The sequence below is a fragment of the Azorhizobium oxalatiphilum genome (genome assembly GCF_014635325.1).
GTDB classification, from domain to species: Bacteria; Pseudomonadota; Alphaproteobacteria; order Rhizobiales; family Xanthobacteraceae; genus Azorhizobium; species Azorhizobium oxalatiphilum.
Genome location: NZ_BMCT01000008.1, coordinates 190,948 through 217,052, shown reverse-complemented (window position 1 = coordinate 217,052; position 26,105 = coordinate 190,948). Strand labels below are relative to the sequence as shown.

Here is a 26,105-nt window from a genome sequence, read left to right as displayed (position 1 = left end):
GCGGGACGCGTCGGCGCCTTGCGGCACCATTGATTGGGTGGATTTGGGTTAACATGGGCTGGCATGGGCGTCAATGGATTCGGGCGGGACAGACCGCCACGCACAGGCTGTCGCGCCCGGCAAAACGGCGCGGGTGCGCGACACCGGCGGACACCGGGCAGCCGGAGGGACGAAATGTGGATGGCGGGGAGGCGAGGACCGACGCTCACGCAAGCTTAACCCGGCATTAACCCTAATGGGGACTTAACTTGACCGTGGCCAGCGCCCGGTTCGGGAGCGGTCGGGAGCAGGTTCCGGAGGGATGGCGTTACCATCCGGCAGGATCCGGCTCCGGGGGGTGTGGCAGTGCGGCGCGGCTCCGGGATTTCCGGTGATCGACCCTTGCCATGGCAGGGTTTCGGCATGATCCGAACGCCGGCCGGACATCCTTTCTGCGTAATGGTGCGTATTGTCATTCGGTGACGCGGTGCTTCTCATGCGGTTTGCGTCGGCGTGAAGGAGAGCTCGTGGCGCTGGTGGGGATGATTGGTGGGGCCGGCATGGGCTTTGTGCTCGGAGGCCCGCTCGGTGCATTGCTCGGCGGACTCGCCGCCCATGCCCTGCAACGCCTGCTCGCCCCCGCCCCGCGCCCGGCAGCTTTCTCCATCGCGCTGATCGCCCTCTGCGCCAAGATGGCGAAAGCCGATGGCGTGGTGGTCCCGGTGGAAGTGGCTGCGTTCCGGGAAGTCTTGGATATTCCTCCCGAGGAACTCGCAGGAGTGGCTCGCGTGTTTGATCTTGCCAGCCGAGATACCGCAGGCTTCGAAGCCTATGCCCGCCAGATCGGCGATCTGTTCGCCGACGAGCCGGACACGCGCGAGGACCTGCTCGACGCCCTGTTCCACGTGGCCAAGGCGGACCATGCGCTGCACCCCAGCGAACTCATCTTCATGCACAAGGTCGCCGGCCTCATGGGTTTCGACGACGCCGCCTATGAGCGCATCGAGGCCCGCCACGTGCGCCGGCCCGGCGATCCCTATGCGGTGCTGGACCTGCCCAACGATGCCACCGATGCCCAGATCAAGCTGCGCTGGCGCCAGCTGGTGAGCGAGCATCATCCCGACCGCCTGCAGGCCCGCGGCCTGCCCCCGGCGGCGATCAGGCTCGCCAACGACCGGGTGGCTGCGGTAAATGCGGCCTACGCCCGCATCCAGCAGCTCCGGGAGACACGGTGAGTTTCGAGCCCGACAACAGGCAGGACAACGCCCCCCTGCCCTTCACGCCCGACAGCGATCTCGTCAGCGCCCTCGCCCCCTCGCCCAACCATGGCGAGCGCAAATCCGCCATCGACATGCTGGTGCTGCACTATACCGGCATGACCAGCGCCGAGGCCGCCATCGCCCTGCTGCGCAACCCGGTGGCCGAAGTCTCCTGCCATTATGTGGTGCTCGAGGACGGCAGTATCGTGCAGATGGTGCCCGAGGCCCGACGCGCCTGGCATGCGGGCGTCTCCAGCTGGGAGGGGCGCGACGACACCAATTCCCGCTCCATCGGCATCGAGATCGTCAATCCCGGCCACGATGCCGGCTATCCCGATTTTCCCGAGCGCCAGTTGCGCTCGGTGGCGGCACTCTGCCGGGACATCGTTACCCGCCATCACATCCGCGCCGACCGCGTGCTCGCCCATTCGGACGTCGCTCCCGGCCGCAAGCAGGATCCGGGGGAGAAATTCCCCTGGGAGTTCCTGCACCATGCGGGCGTCGGCCATCATGTCCACGAGGCCCCCAAGGGCGGTGGGCGCTTCTTCATGATGGGCGACAGCGGCCAGCCCGTGGCGGCCCTGCAGGCCATGCTGGCGCTCTATGGCTACGGCCTGCCGGTGACGGGCGTCTATGACGAGGCCACCCACGACGTGGTCACGGCCTTCCAGCGCCATTTCCGCCGCTCGCAGGTGGACGGGGTCGCGGACGGCTCCACCATCCTCACCCTGCGCAACCTCATCGGCGCGCGGCCGGAGGACGGGGCGGAGCATGATCATCCCCACGATCATGATCATGATCATGATCATGACCATGATCACGACCATCCGCACGGCGGCTGCACGCACGGCTGAGAGAAGGACCGGCGGGCAGCCGTGACTTTGGTTACAGCCCGTGCGGTGCCCCCTTCATAGCATCGCCCCGTCATCGCCTGCCGCAGCCTGCGACAGGCCAACGTGGGGACTTCCATGACGGCACTCAACCTTTCTCCTTTCCGCCACCGCAACGCCAGCTTCGCTGCTGTGGCTTTGGCCGTACTGACACTGAGCGCCGCACCGGCGGCGGCGGGATGCACCAATCCCTATGGCGTCACGGTCAAGAAGCCCTGGCCCAGCCGTGTCGCGAATTCGGCCGACCAAAAATTGCGTGATGCCTATGCCAGCGGGACCTGCAGATGGATCGATGGCCCCCATCCCGGCGGGATGGAGCCGCCCTGCGCCAGCAGCGACACCCATGTGACGGTCTTCAACGGCAGCTACGCCTGTCACGTCTTTGGAAAGAAAAACACCAAAGATTGCAAAAACTTGACTTATTATCCAACCACTTGCCTCTGAACCGCTTGCCGCGGAGCTTGACGCCCGGCCCTGAAACCCCCATTGGGAGGCCACCAGCCGGCCGGGCGGCCGCGATGTTCGCATCGAGGAAAGTCCGGGCTCCACGGAGACACGGTGCCGGATAACGTCCGGCGGGGGCGACCCCAGGGAAAGTGCCACAGAAATCAGACCGCCCATGCGCGCATGGGTAAGGGTGAAACGGTGGGGTAAGAGCCCACCGCGCGACCGGCAACGGAAGCGGCACGGCAAACCCCACCGGGAGCAAGGTCGAATAGGGATGGCACGGGCGGCGCAAGCCGCTCACTCCGGTCTTCGGAACGCCGTCCGGGTTGACTGCCAGAGGCGCCGAGCAATCGGCGTCCTAGAGGAATGGCCGCCACGCGGGAGCGATCCCGCCGTACAGAACCCGGCTTATAGGCCGGCTGGTACCTCTCCCCTTATCCCTCCCCAGTTTCGGCCGTGCATATGCCCGCGCGGACCCATTCCCGTCACATGGCGATGCCAGGGACGCCTGAGCATGTCCGGCTTTGCCTGCTTCGCAATCGAAGCCGAAAGACATTCTCTATCAAGCACTCTGACACCACCTTCCCGGAGGCGATCCGTGATCCGTGCCCTGCTGTCGGCCGCCAGTCTCTCTCTCGCGCTGGCCCTCGCCCCGCTCCCGGCTTCCGCCCAGGCCGCGGCGCAGCCCGCCGCGTGTCCCCAGTCGGCCGCCGCCACCCGCGCGGCACCCCTCGCCTATGAGCTGCGGCAACCGCGCACGCCCGGTGACAGGCCGCCCATGCTCGTACTGCTGCATGGCTATGCGGCAGACGAAAAGGACATGATCGGCATTGCGGACGCGGTGCCGGGCCGCTTCCTCGTGGTCTCGCTGCGCGCGCCGCTCACCACCCCGGACGGTGGCTATCGCTGGTATGTGAACCGGCAGACGGCCGATGGCTTCACCGCCGACGACGCCCAGCTTCTGGCCAGCCGCAAGGCGGTGCTCACCACCATCGAGACCATCGTCAAAGCCTGTAAGACATCCCCGCAGGAAGTGATCGTCGCCGGCTTCAGCCAGGGCGGCGTCATGGCCTATGAGCTGGTGATGATGGAGCCCCAGCGCTTCATCGGTGGGGCGTCCTTCGGCGGGGCGCTGCTGGACACGCAGCAGAAGCGCATCGTGCCCTCCAAGCGCCTGACCCAGACGCCCTTCTTCATCGGCCATGGCGAGGCGGACCGGATCGTCGCCTTCTCTTATGCGGAAAAGGCCAAGGCGGTTCTCGACAGCCACCGGGTGATCCTGACCTTCCATGCCTACCCGGGCATGGGCCACACCGTCAGCGATCAGGAACTGAAGGATTTCGCCGGTTGGCTGACCAGGACGGCGAGCCTGGACAAATAGCCGGCCGCGGGCCGGATGAACCAGCGCCCGGTCGCCGTTGCGGTGGCAACCGGGCGCCTGTCCAGCCGAAGCAAGGGCGGTGCCTCGACCGAATTGTCCGACAAAAGCTTGATAAGTCACAGTCTGCTTCGGCTGCCGGTGCAATCAAAGCCGGATGAGGCCTAAGCGGCCTCCAGCGCCGCCATGTCCAGCTTCACCATGCCCATCAGGGCCGACATGACCCGTGGCGCGCGCTGCGCATCGGAGAGCAGGCGGGGCAGGATTTCGGGCACGATCTGCCACGGCACGCCGTAACGGTCCGTTATCCAACCGCACTGCTGCTCCGTGCCGCCCTCCCCGAGTGCAGCCCAGAGGCGATCAATCTCGGCTTGGTCGGCGCAATCCACCTTGAAGGACACGGCGGCCGTATATTCCGGTGTCGTGCAACCGTTCATAGCCATGAAGGGCTGACCCGCGAGCGTGAAAGTGACCACCATCACACTTCCCGCGGGACCGCCGGGCGTGTCCACGTGGTTTCTCTGGATATGGTCGATACGCGAGTCCGGCAGCAGCGAGACATAGAATCGTGCCGCCTCCTCCGCCTCACCCTTGAACCAGAGGCACGGAGAGATCTTCGCCATTTCGGTTTCCTCCGGACGTGATCAATGGGGATCAGGCGCCGGCCTCGGCAGGCGCGCCGCTGGCCATGGCAGGGTCCATCCACATCACTTCCCAGATGTGGCCGTCCGGATCCGAAAAACTGCGGCCATACATGAAGCCACCGTATTCCTGAAGCGGACCGGGGTCCGCCGTGCCGCCGCCCTTCACCGCATTGGCGATGGTCTCGTCCACCTCGGCGCGGCTGCCTGCGGAGATGCAGATCAGCACCTCGCTGACCTTGTGCGCATCGGCGATCTCGCGCGGCGTGAAGCCTTTGAACTTGGGATGGGTCAGCACCATCACATGGATGATGTCGGACACCACCATGCAGGCGGCCGTATCGTCGCTGAACTGCGGATTCTTCTTCGCCCCCACCGCCTCGTAGAAGGCAATGGCGCGGGCGAGATCGGACACGGGCAGGTTGATGAAGATGAGCTTCGACATGGACGTCCTCCGCTGTTGGCTTTCCTAGGACGCGGCTGGTCGCCCCGTCCCGACATCCCCGCCCAGAAAATATCATTCCCGCCGCTGCGTCATGCGCACATCCGTGATGCGTTCCGCACTACCGCACTGCGAAAGCGGATCTATAGTGAGCCTACCTTCCTGTTTCCGAATCCGGATAAGCCCATGCCCCTGTTGTTCGATCCGCTGAAGCTCGGCGCGCTCACGCTTGAGAACCGCATCGTCATCGCCCCCATGTGCCAGTACTCGGCCAAGGACGGCCATGCCACCGACTGGCACCTGATGCATCTCGGCACGCTCGGCCTCTCCGGCGCCGGCCTCGTCATCGTCGAGGCCACCGGCGTCGAGCCGGAAGGGCGCATCTCCCCCGCCGATCTCGGCCTCTGGGACGATGCCACGGAGAAGACCCTCGCCGACACCCTCGCCCGCGTGCGCGCCCAGCTGCCGGCCGGCGGCCATGTGAAATACGGCATTCAGCTCGGCCATGCGGGCCGCAAGGCCTCCACGGCCCGGCCGTGGGAAGGCAACCATCAGGTGGCCGAAGCCGACGGCGGCTGGGTGCCCTATGCCCCGTCCGCCCTGCCCTTCCGCAACGAGGACGTGGCGCCCATCGCGCTCGATGACGCCGGCCTCGCCCGCGTGCGCACCGCCTTTGCGGACGCCGCCCGCCGCGCCGCCCGCATCGGCTTCGATGCGGTGGAGCTCCACGGCGCCCACGGCTATCTGCTGCATCAGTTCCTCTCGCCCCTCTCCAACGCCCGCACCGACCAGTATGGCGGCTCGCTGGAGAACCGCATGCGCTTCCCGCTGGAGGTGTATGACGCCGTGCGCGAGGCCCTGCCGGCGCATATCCCGGTGATCATGCGCGTGTCCGCCACCGACTGGGTGGATGGCGGCTGGGATGTGGAGGGCACCATCGCCTTCTCGCAGGCACTCAAGGCGCGGGGCTGCGATGCCATGCATGTCTCCACCGGCGGCCTCTCGCCGTTGCAGAAGATCCCTGTCGGCCCCGGCTATCAGGTGCCGCACGCCGAGGCGGTCAAGGCCGCCACCGGCATGACCACCATCGCAGTCGGCCTCATCACCGATCCGAAGGCGGCGGAAGACATTCTCCAGACCGGCAAGGCGGACGCCATCGGCATTGCCCGTGGCATCCTCTACGATCCGCGCTGGCCGTGGCATGCGGCGGCGGAGCTGGGCGCCACCATGACGGCGGCCCCGCAATATCTGCGTTGCCAGCCCTCCGGCCTGCGCCAGCTCTTCCGCTGACACGCCTCTCACTTAACGCCTGAGTGCCAAGGCCCCGCCCGCGCTTGCTCGTTGGCGGGGCTTTTGCCATCAAGGGACATGCTCGCGCGCACCGATTCTGTTCCCGATCCGTTCGTGGCCCTCCATGGCTGCGCGATCCGGCTTGATCCGCGCGGCGCGCTGGTGTGGCCCGACGAGGGCCTGCTGGTGGTGGCGGACCTGCATCTGGAGAAGGGCTCGGCCTTCGCCCGGCGCGGCCAGATGCTGCCGCCCTACGACACCACCGAGACGCTCGCGCGGCTGGAGGCCCTTGTTGCCGCTCACCAGCCGCGCACCATCGTCGCGCTGGGCGACAGCTTTCACGATCGCTGGGGCGCCGAACGCCTTTCCCCCGATGCACGTTCGCGCCTGAGCGCGCTTCAGGCGGGGCGCAACTTCATCTGGATCGCCGGCAATCACGATCCCGAGCCGCACGCCGATCTGCAAGGCGACTGGGCGCGGGAGCTGCGCATCGGCCCGCTGGTGCTGCGGCACGAGCCCGGCGAGACGCACGAACCCGGCGAAATCGCCGGCCATCTGCATCCGGTTGCGCGCCTCGTGGTGCGCGGGCGCTCCATCCGCCGCCGCTGCTTCGCCACCGACGGGCATCGCCTCGTACTGCCGGCGCTCGGCGCCTATGCGGGCGGGCTCAACGTGCGCCATGGCGCGGTGGCCGGCCTGTTCGCGGGCGGCTTCGAGGCGCACATGCTGGGCGCGGATCGGACCTACCGCATCGCCAGCACCGCCTGCCTCGGCGACTGAACACCCGCACACAAAAAAGCCCTCTCCCGGAGCGGGAGAGGGCCGAAGCGTCAGGCGATGGAAGGGGCTGGATCAGCCCCAGCTGGAATCGTCGCCGCCGAAATCTCCACCGTCATCGCCGCCATCGTCATAGCTGGCGGTCTGCTGGTCGCCATTGTCATTCTGCCAGCCCGAGATGTCGTTGCTCGCCATCTGATCCGGCGCGCCGCCAAGGGCGTTCTGCGCCTGCGCGCCCAGATCACCCACGGCGGCCGACGCCTGATCGGCGATGGGGCCGGTGCCGTGCGACATCAGGCCCTGAATGCCCTGGAACAGGAGTGCGCCACCGGCCACGCCCGCAGCGGTCGCGAGCGCGCCCTGCAGGAAGCCGCCGCCACCACCGCCGCCGCCGAACATGCCGGGGCGCTGCTGGAACTGCTGCGGCTGCTGGCCCCAGGGACCACCGGCCGGCTGCTGCGGATAGCCCGGCTGCTGGCCGAAACCACCCTGCTGCGCGGAATTGTAGCCCTGCGGCAGGCCCATCGGCGCCTCGCTGCGCGCGCCGGAGGTGGGCACGGAGGTGCCGCGCGGGGCGCTGCCACCGCCGAACAGGCCGCCGAGGAAGCTGCCCGAAGACTGGGGTTGCGCCTGCTGCGCGTTGCGCGCCTGCGCCTCCAGTTCCTGGATGCGGGCCGCCGCCTGCTGGAGCGCATGCTCCTGCACGAGGACGGTCTGGGAGAGGGTGTAGGCGGCGTGGGGGGCGTCCGCCGTACGGCGGGCGATCAGGGCCTCGGCTTCGGCGTCGCGCGGCTGGTTTTCCACGCCGCGCATGCGGTCGAACAGGCCATCAAGGAGGGCGCGTTCTTCGGGGGTCATGATCGTCTCCGGTCAAAGAAATGGGGCATGACATTCCGTTAGGGAATTCACGCCCGGTGCGACCGGCATATGCGCACGCAAAAGCGCCGCCGGAAGGGCGGCGGCGCATGAATTTTTTGTAACCCGCTTTATGCGTTCCTTATGCGGGAGCGGTGAGGCCGCCCCCGCATAGGAAGCGTCTATCGAAGTTTGAGCGGCGGATTCACGGGCCAGATTGAAACAATCTGGCCCGATCCGGCGCTCAGGCCACCAGCTTGTAGGCCGGAAGCGTCAGGAATTCCTCGAAGTCCTTGGCCAGCGTCATGTCGGCGAACAGCTTGATCGCCTCCGGGAAGCGGCCCTTGTCGTACACGGCGGGGGTCAGCACTTCGCGCAGCTTGGCCATCTCGTCGTCGAGCAGAGACTGGAACAGCTCGCCCGTCACCGTGCGGCCGTCCTCCAGCTTGGCGCCGAGGTGGATCCACTGCCAGATCTGCGCGCGGCTGATCTCGGCGGTGGCCGCATCCTCCATGAGGTTGTACAGCGGCACCGCGCCACGGCCACGCAGCCACGCCTCGATATACTGCACGCCGACGCGGATGTTCTCGCGCAGGCCGCCCTCGGTGCGCTCGCCCTGATGGACCACCAGCAGATCGTCGCGGCCGACGTTCACGTCCTGCCGCAGCTTCTGGAGCTGGTTCGGGGTGGGCATCAGGCGGTTGAACACCTCCATGGCCACCGGCACGAGGTCGGGATGGGCCACCCAGGTGCCGTCGCAGCCGTCACCGGCCTCGCGCTCCTTGTCGGCGCGCACCTTGGCGAAGGCGGCGTCATTGGCGGCGGGGTTGTTCTTCACCGGGATCTGCGCGGCCATGCCGCCCATGGCGAAGGCCTTGCGGCGGTGGCACGTCTTCACCAGCAGCGCGCCATAGGCCTTCAGGAACGCCTCGCTCATGACCATGCGGGCACGGTCGGGCGTGAGGAAGCGGGCGTTCTTACCCAGGCGCTTGATGAAGGAGAAGATGTAGTCCCAGCGACCGATGTTGAGGCCGGCCACATGGTCGCGCAGCTCGTAGAGGATCTCGTCCATCTCGAACACCGCCGGCAGGGTCTCGATGAGCACCGTCGCCTTGATGGCCTTGGCCGGGATGCCGAGGCGGGCTTCCGCCAGCGTGAAGACGTCGTTCCACAGACGCGCTTCCAGATGGCTCTCGGTCTTCGGCAGATAGAAATAGGCGCCGGAGCCCTGCGCCAGCGCCGCCTTGGCATTGTGGAAGGCATAGAGGCCGAAGTCGAACAGCGAGCCGGACACTTCCTCGCCGTCCACGGTCACATGGGCTTCCGGCAGGTGCCAGCCGCGCGGGCGGATGATCAGCACGGCGGGATTGGCGCCGAGCTTGTAGTCCTTGCCGTTGGAATTGTCGTGGAAGTCGATCTTGTTGGCCCAGCGATCCTTCAGGTTCAGCTGGCCGTCGATCATGTTCGGCCACTGCGGGCCGGAGGCGTCCTCGAAGTCCGCCATGAACACCTTGGCGCCGGAGTTCAGCGCGTTGACGATCATCTTGCGGTCCACCGGGCCGGTGATCTCCACGCGGCGGTCCTGCAGATCGGCCGGCAGCGGGGCGATGCTCCATTCGGCATCGCGCACGCTCTTGGTCTCGGGCAGGAAATCGGGCAGTTCGCCGGCATCGAAGCGGGCCTGACGGGCGGTGCGCCTGGCCAGCAGTTCCTTGCGGGTGGCGTTGAAGGTGCGGTGCAGCTCGGCGATGAAGGCCAGCGCGTCAGAGGTGAGGATTTCCTCATAGCGCGGGTTCATCGGGCCGGTGATGGCAACGCCGGTCGGGAGGGCGGGGGTCGACATGATGTCGGTCTCCTGTGGTTGATTGTCTTCAGATACGCAAAAGCACGAAACGCGGGTGCCGCTCAGCGGCGGAACGCACGGACAACGGATTCAGGGGCGACGGAATTCAAGAACGGACGCTTTCAGGGCGCGGGCAGCGGCGGCCACATCAGGGGCGGCGCACAGCGCCGAGACGACGGCAATGCCATCGGCACCCGCCTCCATCACGCCTTGCACATCCTCGCCCTTGAGACCGCCGATGGCGACCATGGGCAGCTGGATGCGCGCGCGCAAATCGTTGAGGCCGGCGACGCCGATGGCCCCGCCTGCATCGCCCTTGGTGCCGGTGGCGTTCACGGGGCCGCAGCCCACATAGTCCACCGGGCCGAGATCGGAGGCCGCCAGTTCTTCCACCGAGCCGATGGAGAGGCCGACGATGGCCTCGCGGCCCAGAATGGCGCGGGCAACGGCGGGGGCGAGATCGTCCTGCCCCAGATGCACGCCCTGCGCGCCCACGGCGGCGGCCACATCCACACGGTCGTTGATGATGAGCGGAATGTTGTGCGGCTTCAGCAGCGTCAGCAGCGCCCGCGCCTGCTCGGCCAGCGCCCGGCCCTTGGCGTCGGGATCGCGCAGCTGGACGATGGTTGCGCCGCCTGCCACCGCCTGCTCCACGGTCTCGGAAAGCCCGCGCGCCGCCGTCTGGCGGGGATCGGTGACGAGATAGAGGGTAAGGTCGAACGGGTGGGACATGAACCATCCTGCCTTGAAGGCGCGGGCCGCAACGGCCAACGCGCAGATAGAGGCTCGCAGCTTTTGACGAAACCGCGCCCAAAGCCAACAGACTTTTGCCTTTTAGGCAACAATCCCGTTGGGATTATGTCAGGCGGCGACGGAACGCCCTGCCGCAGCCACCGCCGGCGGCACGGGCCCCCCGGTGGCCCAGTCCAGAAGCTCCACCGTATGGACGATGGGGATATCGGTGCCCGAACCGAGCTGCGTCATGCAGCCGATGTTGCTGGCGGCGATGATGTCGGGCGCCAGGCGCTCGATATTGGCCACCTTGCGGTCGCGCAGCTCAACCGCGATCTCGCTCTGGAGCATGTTGTAGGTGCCCGCCGAGCCGCAGCAGATGTGGCTCTCGAACGGCTCCGCCACCTCGAAGCCCACGGTCTTGAGCAGCTGATTGGGCGTGCCCTTGATCTTCTGCCCGTGCTGGAGCGAACAGGCGGCGTGATAGGCCACCTTCCTGCCCATGGGCTTCTCCGCCTTGGGCAGGCCGTGCTTGCCGAGGAATTCGGCGATGTCCATGGCGATGGCTGACACGCGCTGCGCCTTCTCCGCATAGGCGGGATCGAGGCGTAACATGTAGCCGTAATCCTTGATGGTGGTGCCGCAGCCGGACACCGTGGAGAGGATGGCATCCAGCCCGCCCCGTTCCATCTCCGCGCACCAGGCGTCGATATTGGCGCGGGCAAGCGCCAGCGCCTGCTCCTCCTTGCCCATGTGGTGGACGAGGGAGCCGCAGCAGCCCTCCTCAGCCACCCGCACCACCTCCACATCGAGCCTGTTGAGCAGGCGAATGGCGGCCTCGTCCGCATCCGGCCGCAGCACCGGCTGGGCGCAGCCACCCAGCAGCGCCACGCGGGCGCGGCGGGGGCCCTTCGCGCTGTGGACGCCGGGCGCCTCATCGGCCGAGCGCCCGCGCGGGAAACCGGGGGCGAGACGCAGCATGGCGGCGACGGGCTTCAGCGGCCCGATGGCATCCAGCAGCGGCGCGAAGGGCTTTGCCAGCGCCGCGCCCATGAGCGCCAGCCGGAAGCGGCCGGGATAGGGCATGACGGCGGCGAGCAGCGCGCGGTTCAGCCGATCGAGGAAAGGCCGCTTGTAGGTCTGCTCGATGTGGGCGCGGGCGTGGTCCACGAGGTGCATGTAGTGCACGCCCGAGGGACAGGTGGTCATGCAGGACAGGCAGGAGAGGCAGCGATCCACATGCTTGACCACATCCGGCGTCGCCGGCTGGTCGTTCTCCAGCATGTCCTTGATGAGATAGATGCGTCCGCGCGGACTATCCAGTTCGTCGCCCAGCAGCACGTAGGTGGGGCAGGTGGCGGTGCAGAAGCCGCAATGGACGCAGGCGCGCAGGATCTTCTCGGAGGCCGCCACATGCGGGTCCGCGAGCTGCGCGAGGGAGAAATTGGTCTGCATTACTCGCGGCCTCCCGCGCCGTCGGTCTTGTTGTCAATTTGCTCAGTTGGTGCAGTAGAGGTCAGTGCTTTGGCGGAGGATGTCGCGCTAATCGAAGTCCCGCTTTCCGCCCCGCGCAACCAGCCCCCTCCCCCCTTGCGGGGGAGGGTTGGGGAGGGGGGTAATGCCCTCTCAGCTGAAGCGACATCGAGCGCCAGCTGCATCGCCAGATCTTCCAGAACACCATCGAGATTGCCGAGGACATCAGAATTCCAATAGCGGACCACCCGATATCCACGCCCGATAAACCACGCATCGCGCGCAACATCCCGCCCCTCGCTATGCTGACCACCATCGACCTCGACGATCAGCCGCGCCGCGTGACAGACGAAATCTCCGATGTATGGCCCCATTGGCACTTGCCGACGGAAGGAGGCTCCAAGGCGATGACCTCGCAAATGACTCCAGAGTGCCCCTTCAGCATCCGTCATCTGCGCACGCAGTGCCTTCACATGTCCCTTCATGCGCCGACTGACCGGCGCGTGGGCCATCGGACGCTTGCCGTCGGACATCGGCATCTCGTTGCTCGCGAGGGGGGCGGGCAGGCTAACGGAAGCGGCATTACCCCCCTCCCCAACCCTCCCCCGCAAGGGGGGAGGGGGCAGGGTGCGCGAGGATGGTGAAGATCCGCTCATCTCACATGCCCGCATACATGCGGCCGGGGTTGAGCACGCCCATGGGATCGAAGCTCGCCTTCACGCGCTGGGTCAGCGCGGCAAGCGTCGGCTCCATGGGCTGGAACACCGGCACGGCGGCGCGCTCGGCAGAAGTGGCCCGCACCAGCGTGGCATGGCCGCCGTGGGGCGCGAGGGCCGCGCGGACCTTGTCGGCCTCCGACGCCTCGCCGGGCATCAGCAGCCAGATCAGGCCGCCGGCCCAGTCACAGAACGTCTCGCCCTTGAACTGCTCCGCCAGCCGGGCCGCCAGAGCGGGACCGGCGGCCGGCGCCGTGGAGAGGCGCCACACGGCGCGCGCGCCGGTGCCCACGAAGGGGCGGACGTCGCGGATGGACGCCCAGAGGCCGGGAGAGGCGGCCGTCTCCACCACCTCCACGCCGCCGAAGGGCATGAGCACCGAGATCATCATGGCACGGCGGGCACGCACGGAAGGTTCGAAACCTTCCAGCCGCAGCACCACGGCCGGCACATCAAGCTTCAGTTCCGGAATGCGCGCCGCGACCGGGCCGGGCAGATAAGCCGCGCCGGACACCTCGCAGGACGAGCCCATGGCGGCGCTCAGCGCCTTGGCCGCCGCCTCCGGCGACACGCCGGGCAGCACCACGGTCTCCTCCATGGGCGGACGGGGCAGCACCTTCAATGTAAATTCGCTCAACACCGCGAGCGTGCCGTAGGAGCCCGCCAGCAGGCGCGGCAGATCATAGCCGGTGACGTTCTTCACCACCCGCCCGCCGGACTTGAAGGCTTCCGCCCGTCCGGACACCGCGCGCGCGCCCAGCGCATGGTCGCGCGCCGCGCCATGGCTGATGCGGCGGGGGCCGGCGAGATTGCAGGCGACGACGCCGCCGATGCTGCCGGCGGCCTCCGCCCCGCCGAGCAGCGGGCCGTAATCCAGCGGTTCGAAAGCCAGCATCTGGCCGCGCTCCTTCAGCATGGCCTCGATCTCGGCGACGGGCGTGCCGCCTTTGGCGGAGAGGATCAGCTCTTCCGGCTCATACAGGGTGACGCCCGCGAGCGCGGACAGGTCGAGCGTCCAGTCGGTCTGGCCCGGCCGGCCGAGATCGCGCTTGGAGCCGCGCCCGCACACGTCCAGCGTCTTGCCGGCCTCGATCGCCGCCCGCACCGCCTCGACGAGACCGGCCTCATCAGCCACTTTCACTACGTCGGTCATAACGCGCCTGATGCTTCAGAAACGGGGAAGATCGGGGAACGGCAACTGGCCGCCGCTCACATGCATGCGGCCAAGCTCGGCGCAGCGATGCAGGGTCGGAAATACCTTGCCGGGATTGAGCAGACCCTCAGCATCGAAAGCGCATTTCAGACGCTGCTGATGGGCGAGGTCCACCTCGTCGAACATCTCCGGCATGAGATCGCGCTTCTCGACGCCCACCCCGTGCTCGCCGGTGAGCACGCCGCCCACCTCCACGCACAGGCGCAGGATGTCGGCGCCGAATTCCTCCGCCGCGTCCATCTCGCCCTTGTTGGCGTCATAGAGGATGAGCGGGTGCAGATTGCCGTCGCCCGCATGGAAGACGTTGGCGCAGCGCAGACCGTGCTTCTCGGAGAGTTCGCGCATGCGCGAGAGCACCAGCGGCAGCGCCTTGCGCGGGATGGTGCCGTCCATGCACAGATAGTCCGGCGAGATGCGCCCCACCGCCGGGAAGGCCGCCTTGCGCCCGGCCCAGAAGCCGAGCCGCTCCTCCTCGCTGTTGGACACCCGCAGCGTGGTGGCGTTGCAGCCCTGGGCGATCGCCGAGACTTCGCCCAGCAGATGCGCGCATTCCGCCTCCGGTCCATCCAGCTCGATGATGAGCAAGGCTTCAACATCGAGCGGATAGCCGACGTTCACGAATGCCTCGGCAGCGGCAATGGCGTCCCTGTCCATCATCTCGATGCCGGCCGGGATGATGCCCGCGCCGATGGTGCGCGCCACGCACTCGCCCGCATCCTCGGAGGTGGGGAAGCCCACCAGCACGGCGCGGGCGGTGTCCGGCTTCTTCAGGAGGCGCACGGTGACTTCCGTCACCACGCCCAGAAGCCCCTCGGAGCCGATGATGACGCTGAGCAGCTCCAGCCCGCCCGCATCCAGATGCTTGCCGCCGAGCCGCACCACCTCGCCAGTGATGAGCACCAGCTCCACACCCAGCACATTGTTGGTGGTGAGCCCGTATTTCAGGCAGTGCACGCCGCCGGAATTCTCGCCCACATTGCCGCCGATGGTGCAGGCGATCTGCGAGGAGGGGTCGGGGGCGTAATAGAAGCCCTCATGCTCCACCGCTTTGGTGATGCCGAGGTTGGTGACGCCCGGCTGCGCCACGGCGCAGCGGTTGGGAAAATCGATGTCCAGCACGCGGTTGAACTTGCCCATGCCGAGCAGCACCGCATCGCTGAGCGGCAGCGCACCACCGGAGAGGGACGTGCCCGCCCCGCGCGGCACCACCCGGATGCCGTTCGCGTGGCAATAGCGCAGAACCTGCGAGACCTGCTCGGTGTTGGAGGGCAGCACCACCACGAGGGGCAGCTGCCGATAAGCGGTCAGACCGTCGGACTCATACGGGCGCATCTCGCGTTCGCGGTCGATGACCCCCTCGCCCGGCACGATGCCGCGCAGGGCTGCGACAATCTCCTCCCGGCGGGCCAATACACCCGCATCCGCTTCCGGCAGCCTGAGGCCCGTCATGGCGGTCTTCCCTAGAACATTTCTCGTTAGAGGCGACTATAATCGGTTTGATGCAAAAATCCGGGATTGATTATTGCCGCTGCGGCGAAAATAAATGCAGCCATGGAAACAATCCGCCGCGATCCTCCTGCCTCCCGCCGCCCCACCGGGGAGGTGCGCCCCCTGATCGGCAACCTCGCCGATCTGGAGATTTTCGCGCGCATTGTCACGGCGGGGGGATTGTCCGCCGCCGGGCGTGAGCTTGGGCTGTCGCCGCCGGTGGTTTCCAAGCGCGTTCAGAAGCTTGAGGAGCGCCTCGGCACCCGCCTGTTCCAGCGCACCACCCGCAAGGTCACGCTCACGGAAGCCGGTCAGGGCCTCTATGACCGGGTGGTGGCCATCCTAGCCTCCGTGGAGGAAGCCGAGAGCCAGCTCGCCCGCCGCACCTCCGATGCGCGCGGCCTGCTGCGGGTGTCCGCCCCCACCTCGTTCGGGCGGCTGCACATCGCGCCCCATCTGGGCTCGCTGCTGGATGCCAATCCGGAACTGACGGTGGATCTCGAACTGTCTGATGCCTTCGTGGACATCGTCGGCGACGGCTTCGACATCGCGGTCCGCATCGCGGACCTCAACGATTCCAGCCTTGTCGCCCGCCGCCTCGCGCCCGTGCACCGGGTGCTGTGCGCCACCCCGGCCTATCTCGACCGCGCAGGCGAGCCGAAGACCTTTGCCGATCTCTCCGATCACGTTCTGCTCGCCACCCACAGCCAGGATCCGTGGCGCCTGCAGGGGCCGGACGGGCCGGTGACGCAGCGCGTGCACAGCACGCTGCGCACCAATTCCAACGAGGTGGTGCGCGAGGCGGTGCTGGCCGGCGTCGGCATCGCGTTGCGCTCAACCTGGGACGTGGGGCCGGAGCTGAGTTCCGGCGCGCTTCAGGTGGTGCTGCCGGCCTATCGCGCCTCGCACCGGGTGGGCGTGTTCGCGGTCTATCCCTCGCGCCGCTTCCTGCCGCAGAAGGTGCGCGTCTTCATCGATCATCTGGCCGCGCTCTATGGCTCGGTGCCGCCGTGGGATGCGGGGCTGGAGCATCTGTTCGAGCCGCCGCCGGGAGCCTGAGCGACACCCGGCGCAAACGCCATAACTGCCCGCGCGCCCATGCGCGAAATCGGGTTGGCGCTTCCCTGACGCTCGGGCATAAGCGAAACAGCCCTCCCGTCGGCGACGCATGACACGCAGGCCATGATATCCAGGCCATGACACAGCCCACCTCCCGCGCCTACATCAGCACCGCCGGCCTCATGGAGGGCGCGCGCGTGATGGTCCCGCTGCTGCCGGGCCTCGCCATCTTCGCCATGGCCTTCGGCGCGGCAGCGGCGCAGAAGGGCTTCTCGCTGGGCGAAACCATCCTCTCCAGCGGGCTGGTCTTCGCCGGCCTCGCGCAGATGGTGGCGCTGGAAGGATGGACCAAGACCTGGACCCCGGCCTCGCTGCTGGCGTTGGCGCTGCTGACCTTCGCGGTCAACATGCGCCATTTCCTCATGTCGGCATCCATGCGGCCGTGGCTCGGGCAACTGCCCGGCTGGCAGGCCTATCTCTCGCTGACGCTGATGGCGGACAACAACTGGGCCGCCGCCATGCGCTATCGCTCCGAGGGCGGCAGCGACGTGGGCTTCTTCATCGGCTCGGGCATCGTCACCTGGCTGCTGTGGGTGGTCGCGAGCGCTGCGGGTCAGGTGATCGGCGGCGGCCTTCCGGATCCGAAGGTCTTTGCCATCGACCTCGTGGTGCCGGCCTTCTTCGTCGCCATGCTGGTGCCCAACTGGAAGGGCCGGCGGCAGGCGGTGAGCTGGGGCGTGGCGGCCGTTGTTTCCGTGGGCGCGTCCTATGTGGTGCCGGGCTGGTGGTTCATCGTCATCGGCGCGCTGGCCGGGGCGGTGGCTGGCGGTTACGCCGATGACTGAGATCGACCCTCAGACCCTCATCGCCATTCTGGTGATGACGGCCACCACCATGTTCAACCGCGTCAGCGGCTTCTTCCTGATGCGCCTCGTCCCGCTGACGCCGCGCGTGCGGAAGATCCTCGACTGCATTCCCGGCGCGGTGCTGGTGGCTCTCATCGCCCCCACCGCCGCCCATGGCGACATCGCCATGGCGGCAGGACTGCTGGTGGCCTTCGTGATCACCAAGCTGACGAAGAGCGACTTCTTCGCCGTGCTCGCAGCCGTCGCCGTGGCGGCGGGGCTGCGGGCGGTTCTCTGAACAGGCTCAGTGCGCCGTCGCCGGCGTGGCGGCGGGCGTGGCGCTGATCTTTTCGGCGGCCGGGCCAGCGGCCGAAGCCGTGGCCGGGGTGGCCCCTAGGCTCGCGGACGGCGCGGCGGGATCGGCCACCGGAGCCGGCTGCGGGCGGGGCTTGGGCCGTGCCGACAGCGCCCGCACCATGGCGATCACCTGCTGGTGGAAGGCCTCCGCCTTCTCGATGTTGAAATGATCGATGCCCTGCGCGGAGGCGGCATTCTCGTTGCGGTTCACCAGCGTGCCGGTGAAGCCGGGGCCCTTGGTCAGGGCCTTACCGAAGCCGTTGTTCGACTGGTAGATGTTGACGAACCGTCCGCCGGAACGGCCCACCGTGGTGACGCCCACCGGATCGAACGTGACCACGAGGCGGGGCGCAATGCCCATGGCGGTCATGCGCTCGGCCATCTGGATCGCCGCATCCGCGCCCAGCGAATGCCCGACGATCACCACCGGCGCGCGGCGGTTGGCGCGCGACCAGGCCACGGCATCATTGGCCAGTTCCTGCCACTGGCCATATTCATACACTTCCGCGCGGATGCCCTTGGCCTGCAGTTGCCCGGCCAGCGTGTCCATGCCCGTCGAGAAGACATTGGCGAGGCCGCGCATCAGATAGACGCGCGGGCCTGTCTGCGCGGACGCGCTGCCCTGAATGGCGATGGACAGGAGAAGGGCCGAGAAGGCCAGGACGAGAAAACGCGGAAACGCGAAACGTGGGCGGAACGAGAAACAAGCGCGGAACGTCATGGGCTCACCGTCATGTGTCCGTCGTTTTTTGACGGCATTTGCAACAGGGAGCAACGCAGAACCGACACCTGCGGTCCCACGCATCCACCATTCAGGTGTGTTTTTCCACGGCAGCGTTGCCGCCGCGCATCACTGACGCGTGGTTATACCATCGCGCTCGGGTGCCATAGCGGCTGGTAGCCGCCCACGAGCGCACCGAGGATGGAGGGCGGAGTGAGCACCTGCACGGTTTCCTCCAGGCCGGGGCCGCTGGACATCTCGTTCCAGCCATTGAAGCTCCAGCGCAGCAGCCGGCCGTCCTTCACCGCCACCGGCCCCTCCTCGCCCACGAACACCGCGCCGTCCGGCAAGGTGCCGAGCCGCAGCGGATGACGGCGGCGGCGGGTGCCGATGAGCCGCTCGGCATGCAGCCGCCGGTCCATCTCGCCCGCTCCCGGCGACAGGGTGCCGGCCCCCTTCGCCCATGCGGCGGCGAAGGCATCGGCGGCGGCGCGGCGGCACTGGAAGCACGGCCGGTGGCCGGCGGCGAAGGCCACCACCTCGTCGAGGAAGAACAGTTCCGTATAGCCCTCCCCCATCACCGCCCGGCGGCGGTCGCGGAAGGTGAGCGCGCAGCAGATCCACTGCCGCGAGACCCAGGCCCGCCCGGTGAGCGTGCGGGTGCGCGGATCGTGGATGCGCCCGCCGCGATTGCCCATGAGCAGGCCGCGGGCGGGATGGGCGGCGATGTCGCCGAAGGGATCGACCCTGTTGCGCAGGGGACCGACGGGGGCGTTCACGCGTCACCCACGAGCAGGACGTGGAGGCTGCGCGGCCCATGGGCACCCAGCAGCAGGGTCTGCTCGATATCGGCGGAACGTGAGGGGCCGGTGATCCAGTTCACCGTGCGCGGCAGCGTGCCCGGCCCGTAGAGGGTGCGGATGCGATCCCACACCTCCTCATAGGTGCCGGTGACGTCGGCGGCGTTCACCACCACGAGGTGATGGTCCGGCAGGAGGTTCAGCGTGCTCGGATTGTCGGGTCCGGACAGCATCACCACCGTGCCCGACTCGGCGATGCCGCCGAACGCATGGGACAGGCCGGCCAGCTGCCGTCCGTCGGAGGGACCGATCCAGACGTCGAGCGCGGGCTCGCTCTGCCAAGGCAGGTTGGCGAGGCGGGCATCGGCGCCGCGCAGGATGCTGAGCGGCAGGTTGCGCGCGCGCAGATAGGCGGCGATCGCGGCCGGCACGGCGGACGCATCAGGAAGATGGACCAGCGTGGCGGCGGCCGCCTCCACCATCTCCTTGAACAGCGCGATCTGCCCTGCGGGCGGAAGCTCGGCGCGGGCGGGGATGACGCCACGCGGATGACCGGAGATGCGGTCTGCCACCGCCTGCCGGCGGGGCGCCTCGGCGCCACTGACCCCAAGGGCCGTGCGAATCGAGGCGAAAAGGACGTCACGGGAGGAGGTCACTTGGCGGTGTCTCCGAAAATCTGCTGACGCGCCTGCTGAGCAGGCGCTCTTGTTATGTTTTGGGGCGCTTCCCGGACCCTTTCCGCACTGCGCGGAACGGCTCCGGCCTCCTGTCTATTGCCATTCCCGACGCAGAAGCGACGAACGCTTCTGCCGGTCTGGCCTTAGCGGACGTTCTTCCGTGCGGCCCACTGGGCCTGGAAGGTATCGCCCTCGGGCGCCGGAAAGTCCCGATATTGCGTCCATCCGCCCGCCAAAGGAAGCTTTGAAAAGCGTCCCTTCGACTTTCCAACCAGCGCGAGCATGGCCATGGCCATGCGCGTCATCGGCCGGTAGAGCCAGCCGCGCCGGGCCAAGAAGGACCAGACGGCCAGTCCGGTGCGCTGGGTGGCAGGCATCAGATGCCGCTCGAACTCCTTCTCCCGCCAGTGCCGCATCAGCTTCGGCAGCGGGATGCGCACCGGGCACACCTCCTCGCAGCGGCCGCAGAAGGTGGAGGCGTTGGGCAGGTTCCGCCCCTTCTCCACGCCGATGAGGGAGGGGGTGAGCACCGATCCCATGGGGCCGGGATAGACCCAGCCATACGCATGCCCGCCCACCGCATGATAGACCGGGCAATGGTTCATGCAGGCGCCGCAGCGGATGCAGCGCAGCATCTCGCGCAACTGCCCGGCCAGCATGCCGGAACGACCGTTGTCGAGAATGACCACGTGATAATCACCCGGCCCGTCGGGATCCTCGGCGCGGCGGGGGCCGGTGGAGAAGGTGGTGTAGACGCTCATCTCCTGCCCCGTCGCCGAACGGGCGAGCACGCGCAGGAGCTGGCTCACGTCCTCCAGCGTCGGCACCAGCTTCTCGATGGAGGCCAGCACGATGTGTGCCTTGGGCAAGGTCTGGGTGAGATCGCCATTGCCCTCATTGGTGACGATGATGGACGTGCCCGTCTCCGCCACCAGGAAGTTCGCGCCGGTGATGCCCACGTCGGCGGCCAGAAACTTCTCGCGCAGTTTTCCGCGCGCTTCGGCCAGGAGCGCGGTGGGCTCGGAGAGATTGCGCTCCGGCGGCAGGTCCGCATGCACGCGGCGGAAATCGGCTTCCACCTGCTCCTTGTTGAGGTGGATGGCGGGCGCGATGATGTGGGACGGCCCCTCGCCACGGATCTGGATCAGATACTCGCCCAGATCCGTCTCCACCGGCTGGATGCCGTTGGCCTCCAGATGGTCGTTGAGCCCGATCTCCTCGGAGATCATGCTCTTCCCCTTGGTCACGGTCTTCGCGCCGAGATCGCGGCAGATCCCGAGAATGATGTTGCGCGCCTCGGCCGCATCCACCGCGAAATGCACATGGCCGCCGGCGGCGCGGGCCTTCTCCTCGAAGCGCTCCATGTAGAGGTCGAGATGGGCCAGCGTGTGGTTCTTGATGTCCCGCGCGCTGTCGCGCAGGGCCTCGAACTCCGGCAGCTTCTCGGCCGCCGCCGCGCGCTTGCCGATGAAGCCCGGCCCCACCTTGGCCAGCGCCTTCTGCAGCGGCTGGTCGGCCAGCGCCTCGCGGGCGTTCTGCTTGAACTGGGGAGAAGTGATGTGGACGCTCACGACTTCCTCCCCTCCACGCTTTGCGGCTTCGGCTGGCCGATGGGCGGCGTGTCGCCGATGCCTGCCAGCACCTCGGCCACATGGCGCACGCGGATGGTGCGGCCCTCGCGCTGGAGCTTTCCGGCCATGTTCATGAGGCAGCCGAGATCACCCGCCAGTAGCGTATCCGCCCCGCTGGCGAGGATGTTGGCGGCCTTCTTCTCCACGATGGCGTTGGAGACGTCGGGATACTTCACGCAGAAGGTGCCGCCGAAGCCGCAGCACACATCGCTGTCCGGCATCTCCGCCACGGTGAGGCCCTCGACGCTCGCCAGCAGCCGGCGCGGCTGGGCCTGGATGCCCAGTTCCCGCAGGCCCGAGCAGCTGTCGTGATAGGTGACGGTGCCGTCATAGGCGGCGGTCACATGGGTCACGCCGCGCACGTCGGCGAGGAAGGACACCAGCTCGTGCACTTTGGCGCAGAAGCGCTCCACGCGCGGCATCCAGTCCGGCTCGCCCACGAACAGCTCGGGATAATGGGTCCTGATCATGCCGGCGCAGGAGCCGGAAGGCGCCACCACGTAATCGAAGGTCTCGAAGGCGGCGATCATCTGCTCGGCCAGCGCCCGCGTGGTGGTGCGGTCGCCGGAATTGAAGGCGGGCTGCCCGCAGCAGGTCTGGCGGGGCACGCTCACCGTGCAGCCGGCGGCCTCCAGCAGGCGCACGGCGGCAAAGCCGACGCTGGGACGCTGGGTGTCCACGAGGCAGGTGACGAAAAGCCCGACGGAAACCGGACGCTGCTCATTTGGTGCCATCACTCGCGCCTCATCCCGGGGCAGAACAGGCGGGATGCAGCCCGCTTGCCTGAGGGGGCAGTTCACCACCGGGCAGGACGGCCGAATTCCGCGCGTGTGCGCCGGGTGCCGCTTCTTCGGAGGGTTCCTTGCCGGCGCGTGCGGGTTATAACATTCGACTTTCTCTAATGAAAAGCGACACGGTGGACACCTCGCCCCGTCACGAAATGATGATGCGCGTGTGCCGATGAAGCCGGGTAAGCAGGCGGCGCAGGTCGGCAGGCTTGAGCGCGACGCATCCCTCCGTGGGCCGGTATCCCGGCCGCGCCAGATGGATGAACACCGCCGAGCCCCGCCCCGCCACGCGGGGGCGCGTGTTGTGGTCGATCACGAGCAGGAGGTCATACAGCCGATCATCTCGCCACAGGCGTTCATGGGACGCCGCAACCGGCAAGGCCACCGGGCGATTGTAGCGCCGATCGGACCGATCGTCGCACCAGCCATCCGTCTCGCGGATGGACGCCACGGGCAGGCGCGTCACCGGCCGCACCACACGGTCGGCCCGGTACAGCACGCGCAGCGGATGCCAGACGCCGGCCGGCGTGCGACCATCCCCTTCCCTCTTGTCGAAGTAGATTCCCGAACGGCCCAGCGCCACCCTGATGGTGCGCCCTTCAACGTGCAGCACGCCCTGATGGCGGCTGTTCGGCAGGCGGCGCACCGCGATCTTCGAGATCCCCACAGGAAGTTGCCGGGTCATCTTTACTATCATACCCCCTCACGTCCAGTTTCGCTGGGCAAATTTGCGCGAATCCCCGAGCGTGATGTACTTGCGCGATTCGCGTGCCCGCAAGTTCCGCAAGGAACGACCAGGGTAACGGAGGTTTTCATGGCGAATGCGTGGAAGATCCTGGTGGTCGAGGACGACCCGGAGCTGCGCGACGCGCTGATCGAGCAGCTCGCGCTCCAGGACGAATTTGAAGCCATCCCTGCCGGCACTGCGCAGGAGGCGATGGATGCTGCCCAGAACGGGGCGGTGGATCTCGTGATCATGGACGTGGGCCTGCCCGACATGGACGGCCGCGATGCCGTGCGCCAGATGCGCAAGAACGGCTTCAAGGCGCCCATCATCATGCTCACCGGGCATGACACGGACAGCGACACCATCCTCGGCCTCGAGGCGGGGGCGAACGATTATATCGCCAAGCCCTTCCGCTTCGCGGTGCTGCTGGCCCGCCTGCGCGCCCAGATGCGCAGCCACGAGGCCAGCGAGGACGCGGTGTTCGCCATCGGCCCGTACAGCTTCCGCCCCGGCGCGAAGATGCTGCTGACCGAGCGCGGCTCCAAGATCCGCCTGACGGAGAAGGAAACCGCGATCCTGCGCTATCTCTACCGCGCCGGCAAAAGCCCGGTGGCGCGCGAGACGCTGCTGCAGGAAGTGTGGGGCTACAATTCCGGCGTGACCACCCACACGCTGGAAACCCACATTTACCGTCTGCGGCAGAAGATCGAGCCCGATCCCTCCAACCCCACCCTGCTCGCGACCCAGGCCGGGGGCTACAAGCTCGTCCCGTGAACCCGTCTTTCACCCTCAGGAGCCGCGCGTGAGTCTCGAACAGGATGTGGCGCTGCTGCGGGGCGTGCCCACCTTCCGGGCACTGGCACCCGAGGCCCTGCGCGTCCTGGCGGTGAGCGCGGAACAGCGCAAGCTCGCCCCCGGCGAGCTGCTGTTCCGCACGGGTGACAAGGCGGACGGCGCCTATGTGGTGGTTTCGGGCCGCATGGAAGTCTATGCGGAAAGCGGCGGCAAGCGCCGCGCCGGCTGCGATGTGCTGCCGGGGGGGCTCATCGGCGAGACGGCCCTGATCCTCGATCGGCCAAGACCGGCCACTGCCGCCGCGCTGGATGCGGCCGTGGTGCTGCGCATTCCCCGCGCCACCTTCCTGCGCATGCTGGAGAGCTATCCCGACGCCGCCCTGGAGGTGCGCCGGGCCTTCGCCCAGCGGGTCGAGAGCCTCCTCGGGTCGCTCGACACCGTGCGCGACAAGCTGGAGACGCCGGTTCTGCCGCCCCGCCGGAAGCGCTGACGCGAAGAGGCTCCCGTGACGATCCCGATGGAGTTTCAGCACACCTCGGATGCGTTCGAGAGCTTCCTTGCTGACGCGCGCGACACGTCTGGCCTCGGGACCCGCAACCAGACCTATACGGTGGTGGAAGGCGTACTGCGCACCTTCCGGCGGCGGCTCGACGTGCATGAGGCCATCCGCTTCGCCCAGGTGCTGCCGCCCGTGTTACGGGCGATCTTCGTCGCCGACTGGGACACGACCGCCGCGCCTGTGCCCTTCACCGACCGGGAAACGATGACGGACGAGGTGCGTGCACTGCGCCAGCACCACAATTTCGCGTCCGGAACCGCCATCACGGACGTCGCGACCGCCCTGCTCCGGCATGTGGATCGGACGGCATTCGACGCGGTCCTCGCAACCCTCCCGCCGGGAGCGCTCGCCTTCTGGCACGTGACCGACCCGGAGCGGACCTGAACGCCGCTCAGATGTCGAACGTCACCGCCACGGGCACGTGGTCGGAGGGCTTCTCCCACGAGCGGGCTTCCTTCAGCACCGTCATGGACTTGGCCTTGGGTGCGAGACTGCGGCTCGACCACACATGGTCGAGGCGGCGGCCGCGGTCATTCACCGTGTAGTCGGGCGAGCGGTAGCTCCACCAGGTGAACAGTTTCTCGGACGGCGGCACGAAATTGCGCATCACGTCCACCCACGGCCCGGCCGCCTGAAAGCGGGTAAGCAGGTCCGTCTCCACCGGCGTATGGCTGACCACGTTGAGCAGCTGGCGGTGGTTCCAGACGTCGGCTTCCAGCGGCGCGATGTTGAGGTCGCCCACCAGAATGGCGTGCGCGCCCTCGGGCCGGCCCGCCTCGGTCAGCTTCTCCCAGGCGATGGCCTCATCGAGGAAGGCGAGCTTGTGGGCGAACTTCGGATTGATCTCCGGGTCTGGCTCGTCGCCGCCGGCCGGGATGTAGAAATTATGGATCGTCACCGGGGTCTTGAGCTTGGCCTGCGCGCCCAGCGTCACCGCGATGTGGCGGGCGTCGCCCTTGCCGCAGAATTCCTGCTTCTCGATGGCCTCGAACGGGCGTTTGGAGAAGGTGGCGACCCCGTGCCAGCCCTTCTGGCCGTTGAGCGCGATGTGCGGAAAGCCCATCTCGCGGATGGCGGCCAGCGGGAACTTGTCGTCCTGGCACTTGGTCTCCTGCAAACACAGGACATCCGGTTTCAGGCGTTCCACCGTCTCCTTGACGATATCGAGGCGGATGCGGACGGAATTGATGTTCCAGGTGCAGACGGTGAGGGACAAGGCAGAACCCGGGGACGGGAGGGGGCAAAGGGCGGGGAGCGCCGGGCAGCCAGCCCGAGGGCGCGAGAATCACCCTGCCGGACGGCCGCCTCTAAGGCACTGTTTCATAATAAGGCGCGTCCTCGCCATCCGCCAACCACGGTACGCGGTGCGAGGCCCAGATATGCCGGACGGCCCGCGCTCCGGGGTCCTCATCCAGCGTGCCGACGCGCACCATCACGAAGGGTTGGTCGGGCCAGTGGGCCATGAGATGGGAGCCGCAGACCGAGCAGAAATGGCGGATCTTGCCCGGCGTGGATTCATAGCCGGAGAGCTTGTCCTCGCCGCTCAGCCAGCGGAAATCCTCGCGCAGGACACGCGCCGTGGAGATGTGGTCGGACGCGTGCGTCTTGCGGCAGGTCTGGCAATGGCACTGGATGATGTCGCTGTGGAGCCTGTCCACTTCGTAGCGCACGGCCTTGCACTGGCAGCTTCCCAGAAAGCCCATGGCATCCTCCCGCACAAGCG

The 26,105-nt window shown here is 67.6% G+C and carries 29 protein-coding genes and 1 other RNA gene; 13 read left to right on the top strand and 17 right to left on the bottom strand.

What is annotated here, in order from left to right; genetic code table 11:
* The first annotated feature begins 506 nt into the window (after window positions 1–506).
* The 5 genes from IEW24_RS22865 to IEW24_RS22845 all read left to right on the top strand — a co-directional run bounded on the left by IEW24_RS22865 (window position 507) and on the right by IEW24_RS22845 (window position 3,956).
* Complete coding sequence (locus tag IEW24_RS22865; RefSeq protein WP_308469034.1) at window positions 507–1,214, top strand: molecular chaperone DjiA; 708 nt, start codon at window positions 507–509, stop codon at window positions 1,212–1,214.
* Window positions 1,215–1,249: 35 nt separating this feature from the next.
* Window positions 1,250–2,092, top strand: coding sequence for an N-acetylmuramoyl-L-alanine amidase (locus IEW24_RS22860; RefSeq protein ID WP_188583297.1), 843 nt, complete (start codon window positions 1,250–1,252; stop codon window positions 2,090–2,092).
* Window positions 2,093–2,206: 114 nt separating this feature from the next.
* Window positions 2,207–2,572, top strand: coding sequence for a hypothetical protein (locus tag IEW24_RS22855; RefSeq protein WP_188583030.1), 366 nt, complete (start codon window positions 2,207–2,209; stop codon window positions 2,570–2,572).
* A 53-nt stretch (window positions 2,573–2,625) separates the two neighbouring features.
* Window positions 2,626–3,002, top strand: an RNA gene (rnpB, locus tag IEW24_RS22850) — RNase P RNA component class A.
* Between the two features lie 171 nt (window positions 3,003–3,173).
* On the top strand, window positions 3,174–3,956 hold the full coding sequence (locus tag IEW24_RS22845) for an alpha/beta hydrolase (RefSeq protein WP_188583028.1): 783 nt from the start codon (window positions 3,174–3,176) through the stop codon (window positions 3,954–3,956).
* Window positions 3,957–4,117: 161 nt separating this feature from the next.
* Here IEW24_RS22845 and IEW24_RS22840 read toward each other — a convergent pair whose 3' ends face one another.
* Entirely contained in the window at window positions 4,118–4,576 is a 459-nt protein-coding gene (locus IEW24_RS22840) for a VOC family protein (RefSeq protein ID WP_188583026.1), read from the bottom strand.
* 31 nt (window positions 4,577–4,607) lie between these two features.
* Window positions 4,608–5,039 carry a VOC family protein gene (locus IEW24_RS22835; protein WP_188583025.1) on the bottom strand — a complete coding sequence of 144 codons (432 nt, stop codon included), beginning with the start codon at window positions 5,037–5,039 and terminating at the stop codon, window positions 4,608–4,610.
* Window positions 5,040–5,222: 183 nt separating this feature from the next.
* On the opposite strand from IEW24_RS22835, the gene IEW24_RS22830 reads away from it, so the two are divergent.
* Both IEW24_RS22830 and pdeM read left to right on the top strand, forming a co-directional pair.
* Window positions 5,223–6,326: an NADH:flavin oxidoreductase/NADH oxidase gene (locus tag IEW24_RS22830; protein WP_188583023.1), complete on the top strand. Its 1,104-nt coding sequence runs from the start codon at window positions 5,223–5,225 to the stop codon at window positions 6,324–6,326.
* A 78-nt stretch (window positions 6,327–6,404) separates the two neighbouring features.
* Complete coding sequence (pdeM, locus tag IEW24_RS22825) at window positions 6,405–7,106, top strand: ligase-associated DNA damage response endonuclease PdeM (RefSeq protein ID WP_188583021.1); 702 nt, start codon at window positions 6,405–6,407, stop codon at window positions 7,104–7,106.
* A gap of 72 nt (window positions 7,107–7,178) precedes the next feature.
* Here the strand turns inward: pdeM and IEW24_RS22820 are convergent, their stop codons facing one another.
* From IEW24_RS22820 to IEW24_RS22790, 7 genes are all read right to left on the bottom strand, one after another.
* Entirely contained in the window at window positions 7,179–7,961 is a 783-nt protein-coding gene (locus tag IEW24_RS22820) for a DUF2076 domain-containing protein (RefSeq protein ID WP_188583019.1), read from the bottom strand.
* A gap of 241 nt (window positions 7,962–8,202) precedes the next feature.
* Entirely contained in the window at window positions 8,203–9,801 is a 1,599-nt protein-coding gene (aceB, locus tag IEW24_RS22815) for a malate synthase A (protein WP_188583017.1), read from the bottom strand.
* Window positions 9,802–9,891: 90 nt separating this feature from the next.
* A complete protein-coding gene (gene thiE / locus IEW24_RS22810; RefSeq protein ID WP_188583015.1) occupies window positions 9,892–10,533 on the bottom strand; it encodes a thiamine phosphate synthase in 642 nt (213 codons plus the stop codon).
* 129 nt (window positions 10,534–10,662) lie between these two features.
* A complete protein-coding gene (gene glcF, locus IEW24_RS22805) occupies window positions 10,663–11,988 on the bottom strand; it encodes a glycolate oxidase subunit GlcF (protein WP_188583014.1) in 1,326 nt (441 codons plus the stop codon).
* The gene (locus IEW24_RS22800) at window positions 11,988–12,539 is read right to left on the bottom strand and encodes an endonuclease domain-containing protein (RefSeq protein ID WP_244644618.1); all 552 of its coding nucleotides are present in this window, start codon (window positions 12,537–12,539) and stop codon (window positions 11,988–11,990) included. Before IEW24_RS22800 ends, glcF begins: the two co-directional genes overlap by 1 nt.
* A gap of 124 nt (window positions 12,540–12,663) precedes the next feature.
* The gene (glcE, locus tag IEW24_RS22795) at window positions 12,664–13,875 is read right to left on the bottom strand and encodes a glycolate oxidase subunit GlcE (protein ID WP_188583012.1); all 1,212 of its coding nucleotides are present in this window, start codon (window positions 13,873–13,875) and stop codon (window positions 12,664–12,666) included.
* Window positions 13,876–13,890: 15 nt separating this feature from the next.
* Window positions 13,891–15,384, bottom strand: coding sequence for an FAD-linked oxidase C-terminal domain-containing protein (locus IEW24_RS22790; protein WP_188583010.1), 1,494 nt, complete (start codon window positions 15,382–15,384; stop codon window positions 13,891–13,893).
* A 165-nt stretch (window positions 15,385–15,549) separates the two neighbouring features.
* On the opposite strand from IEW24_RS22790, the gene IEW24_RS22785 reads away from it, so the two are divergent.
* The 3 genes from IEW24_RS22785 (at window position 15,550) to IEW24_RS22775 (ending at window position 17,625) form a co-directional block, all read left to right on the top strand.
* Window positions 15,550–16,482: a LysR family transcriptional regulator gene (locus tag IEW24_RS22785; RefSeq protein ID WP_188583293.1), complete on the top strand. Its 933-nt coding sequence runs from the start codon at window positions 15,550–15,552 to the stop codon at window positions 16,480–16,482.
* A 137-nt stretch (window positions 16,483–16,619) separates the two neighbouring features.
* Window positions 16,620–17,327, top strand: coding sequence for an AzlC family ABC transporter permease (locus tag IEW24_RS22780; RefSeq protein WP_188583008.1), 708 nt, complete (start codon window positions 16,620–16,622; stop codon window positions 17,325–17,327).
* Window positions 17,320–17,625, top strand: coding sequence for an AzlD family protein (locus IEW24_RS22775; protein WP_188583007.1), 306 nt, complete (start codon window positions 17,320–17,322; stop codon window positions 17,623–17,625). The genes IEW24_RS22780 and IEW24_RS22775 overlap by 8 nt, the downstream gene beginning before the upstream one ends.
* 6 nt (window positions 17,626–17,631) lie before the next feature.
* Here the strand turns inward: IEW24_RS22775 and IEW24_RS22770 are convergent, their stop codons facing one another.
* The 6 genes from IEW24_RS22770 to IEW24_RS22745 form a co-directional block, all read right to left on the bottom strand.
* On the bottom strand, window positions 17,632–18,405 hold the full coding sequence (locus IEW24_RS22770; RefSeq protein ID WP_188583005.1) for an alpha/beta hydrolase family protein: 774 nt from the start codon (window positions 18,403–18,405) through the stop codon (window positions 17,632–17,634).
* 143 nt (window positions 18,406–18,548) lie between these two features.
* Window positions 18,549–19,184 (bottom strand): hypothetical protein, encoded by a 636-nt coding sequence (locus tag IEW24_RS22765; protein WP_188583003.1) that lies wholly within the window; start codon window positions 19,182–19,184, stop codon window positions 18,549–18,551.
* Window positions 19,181–19,861, bottom strand: coding sequence for a LutC/YkgG family protein (locus IEW24_RS22760; protein WP_188583001.1), 681 nt, complete (start codon window positions 19,859–19,861; stop codon window positions 19,181–19,183). The genes IEW24_RS22765 and IEW24_RS22760 overlap by 4 nt, the downstream gene beginning before the upstream one ends.
* 164 nt (window positions 19,862–20,025) lie before the next feature.
* Window positions 20,026–21,453, bottom strand: coding sequence for a LutB/LldF family L-lactate oxidation iron-sulfur protein (locus IEW24_RS22755; protein ID WP_188582999.1), 1,428 nt, complete (start codon window positions 21,451–21,453; stop codon window positions 20,026–20,028).
* Window positions 21,450–22,247 (bottom strand): (Fe-S)-binding protein, encoded by a 798-nt coding sequence (locus IEW24_RS22750; protein WP_188582997.1) that lies wholly within the window; start codon window positions 22,245–22,247, stop codon window positions 21,450–21,452. Before IEW24_RS22750 ends, IEW24_RS22755 begins: the two co-directional genes overlap by 4 nt.
* Before the next feature lie 199 nt (window positions 22,248–22,446).
* The gene (locus IEW24_RS22745; protein ID WP_244644617.1) at window positions 22,447–22,986 is read right to left on the bottom strand and encodes a L,D-transpeptidase family protein; all 540 of its coding nucleotides are present in this window, start codon (window positions 22,984–22,986) and stop codon (window positions 22,447–22,449) included.
* A 129-nt stretch (window positions 22,987–23,115) separates the two neighbouring features.
* Here IEW24_RS22745 and IEW24_RS22740 point away from each other — a divergent pair, with 129 nt between their 5' ends.
* The 3 genes from IEW24_RS22740 to IEW24_RS22730 are packed head-to-tail and all read left to right on the top strand — an operon-like array spanning window position 23,116 to window position 24,766.
* Window positions 23,116–23,802, top strand: coding sequence for a response regulator transcription factor (locus IEW24_RS22740; RefSeq protein WP_188582994.1), 687 nt, complete (start codon window positions 23,116–23,118; stop codon window positions 23,800–23,802).
* A gap of 28 nt (window positions 23,803–23,830) precedes the next feature.
* On the top strand, window positions 23,831–24,313 hold the full coding sequence (locus IEW24_RS22735) for a cyclic nucleotide-binding domain-containing protein (RefSeq protein WP_188582972.1): 483 nt from the start codon (window positions 23,831–23,833) through the stop codon (window positions 24,311–24,313).
* Between the two features lie 27 nt (window positions 24,314–24,340).
* Window positions 24,341–24,766 carry a DUF2267 domain-containing protein gene (locus IEW24_RS22730; RefSeq protein WP_188583291.1) on the top strand — a complete coding sequence of 142 codons (426 nt, stop codon included), beginning with the start codon at window positions 24,341–24,343 and terminating at the stop codon, window positions 24,764–24,766.
* A 7-nt stretch (window positions 24,767–24,773) separates the two neighbouring features.
* Here IEW24_RS22730 and IEW24_RS22725 read toward each other — a convergent pair whose 3' ends face one another.
* Complete coding sequence (locus IEW24_RS22725; protein WP_188582970.1) at window positions 24,774–25,598, bottom strand: exodeoxyribonuclease III; 825 nt, start codon at window positions 25,596–25,598, stop codon at window positions 24,774–24,776.
* A 91-nt stretch (window positions 25,599–25,689) separates the two neighbouring features.
* A complete protein-coding gene (locus IEW24_RS22720; protein ID WP_188582968.1) occupies window positions 25,690–26,085 on the bottom strand; it encodes a GFA family protein in 396 nt (131 codons plus the stop codon).
* Window positions 26,086–26,105 lie beyond the last annotated feature (20 nt).

Bases quoted from the DNA above. Each gene is read 5' to 3' on its own strand.
- IEW24_RS22790 (WP_188583010.1), bottom strand. From the start codon at position 15,384: ATGACGGGCCTCAGGCTGCCGGAAGCGGATGCGGGTGTATTGGCCCGC.
- IEW24_RS22840 (WP_188583026.1), bottom strand. From the start codon at position 4,576: ATGGCGAAGATCTCTCCGTGCCTCTGGTTCAAGGGTGAGGCGGAGGAG.
- IEW24_RS22750 (WP_188582997.1), bottom strand. From the start codon at position 22,247: ATGGCACCAAATGAGCAGCGTCCGGTTTCCGTCGGGCTTTTCGTCACC.
- IEW24_RS22800 (WP_244644618.1), bottom strand. From the start codon at position 12,539: ATGTCCGACGGCAAGCGTCCGATGGCCCACGCGCCGGTCAGTCGGCGC.
- IEW24_RS22720 (WP_188582968.1), bottom strand. From the start codon at position 26,085: ATGGGCTTTCTGGGAAGCTGCCAGTGCAAGGCCGTGCGCTACGAAGTG.
- IEW24_RS22745 (WP_244644617.1), bottom strand. From the start codon at position 22,986: ATGACCCGGCAACTTCCTGTGGGGATCTCGAAGATCGCGGTGCGCCGC.
- IEW24_RS22855 (WP_188583030.1), top strand. From the start codon at position 2,207: ATGACGGCACTCAACCTTTCTCCTTTCCGCCACCGCAACGCCAGCTTC.
- IEW24_RS22770 (WP_188583005.1), bottom strand. From the start codon at position 18,405: ATGACGTTCCGCGCTTGTTTCTCGTTCCGCCCACGTTTCGCGTTTCCG.
- glcE (WP_188583012.1), bottom strand. From the start codon at position 13,875: ATGACCGACGTAGTGAAAGTGGCTGATGAGGCCGGTCTCGTCGAGGCG.
- IEW24_RS22835 (WP_188583025.1), bottom strand. From the start codon at position 5,039: ATGTCGAAGCTCATCTTCATCAACCTGCCCGTGTCCGATCTCGCCCGC.
- IEW24_RS22740 (WP_188582994.1), top strand. From the start codon at position 23,116: ATGGCGAATGCGTGGAAGATCCTGGTGGTCGAGGACGACCCGGAGCTG.
- IEW24_RS22830 (WP_188583023.1), top strand. From the start codon at position 5,223: ATGCCCCTGTTGTTCGATCCGCTGAAGCTCGGCGCGCTCACGCTTGAG.
- IEW24_RS22775 (WP_188583007.1), top strand. From the start codon at position 17,320: ATGACTGAGATCGACCCTCAGACCCTCATCGCCATTCTGGTGATGACG.
- IEW24_RS22730 (WP_188583291.1), top strand. From the start codon at position 24,341: ATGGAGTTTCAGCACACCTCGGATGCGTTCGAGAGCTTCCTTGCTGAC.
- IEW24_RS22820 (WP_188583019.1), bottom strand. From the start codon at position 7,961: ATGACCCCCGAAGAACGCGCCCTCCTTGATGGCCTGTTCGACCGCATG.
- aceB (WP_188583017.1), bottom strand. From the start codon at position 9,801: ATGTCGACCCCCGCCCTCCCGACCGGCGTTGCCATCACCGGCCCGATG.
- IEW24_RS22780 (WP_188583008.1), top strand. From the start codon at position 16,620: ATGACACAGCCCACCTCCCGCGCCTACATCAGCACCGCCGGCCTCATG.
- pdeM (WP_188583021.1), top strand. From the start codon at position 6,405: ATGCTCGCGCGCACCGATTCTGTTCCCGATCCGTTCGTGGCCCTCCAT.
- thiE (WP_188583015.1), bottom strand. From the start codon at position 10,533: ATGTCCCACCCGTTCGACCTTACCCTCTATCTCGTCACCGATCCCCGC.
- glcF (WP_188583014.1), bottom strand. From the start codon at position 11,988: ATGCAGACCAATTTCTCCCTCGCGCAGCTCGCGGACCCGCATGTGGCG.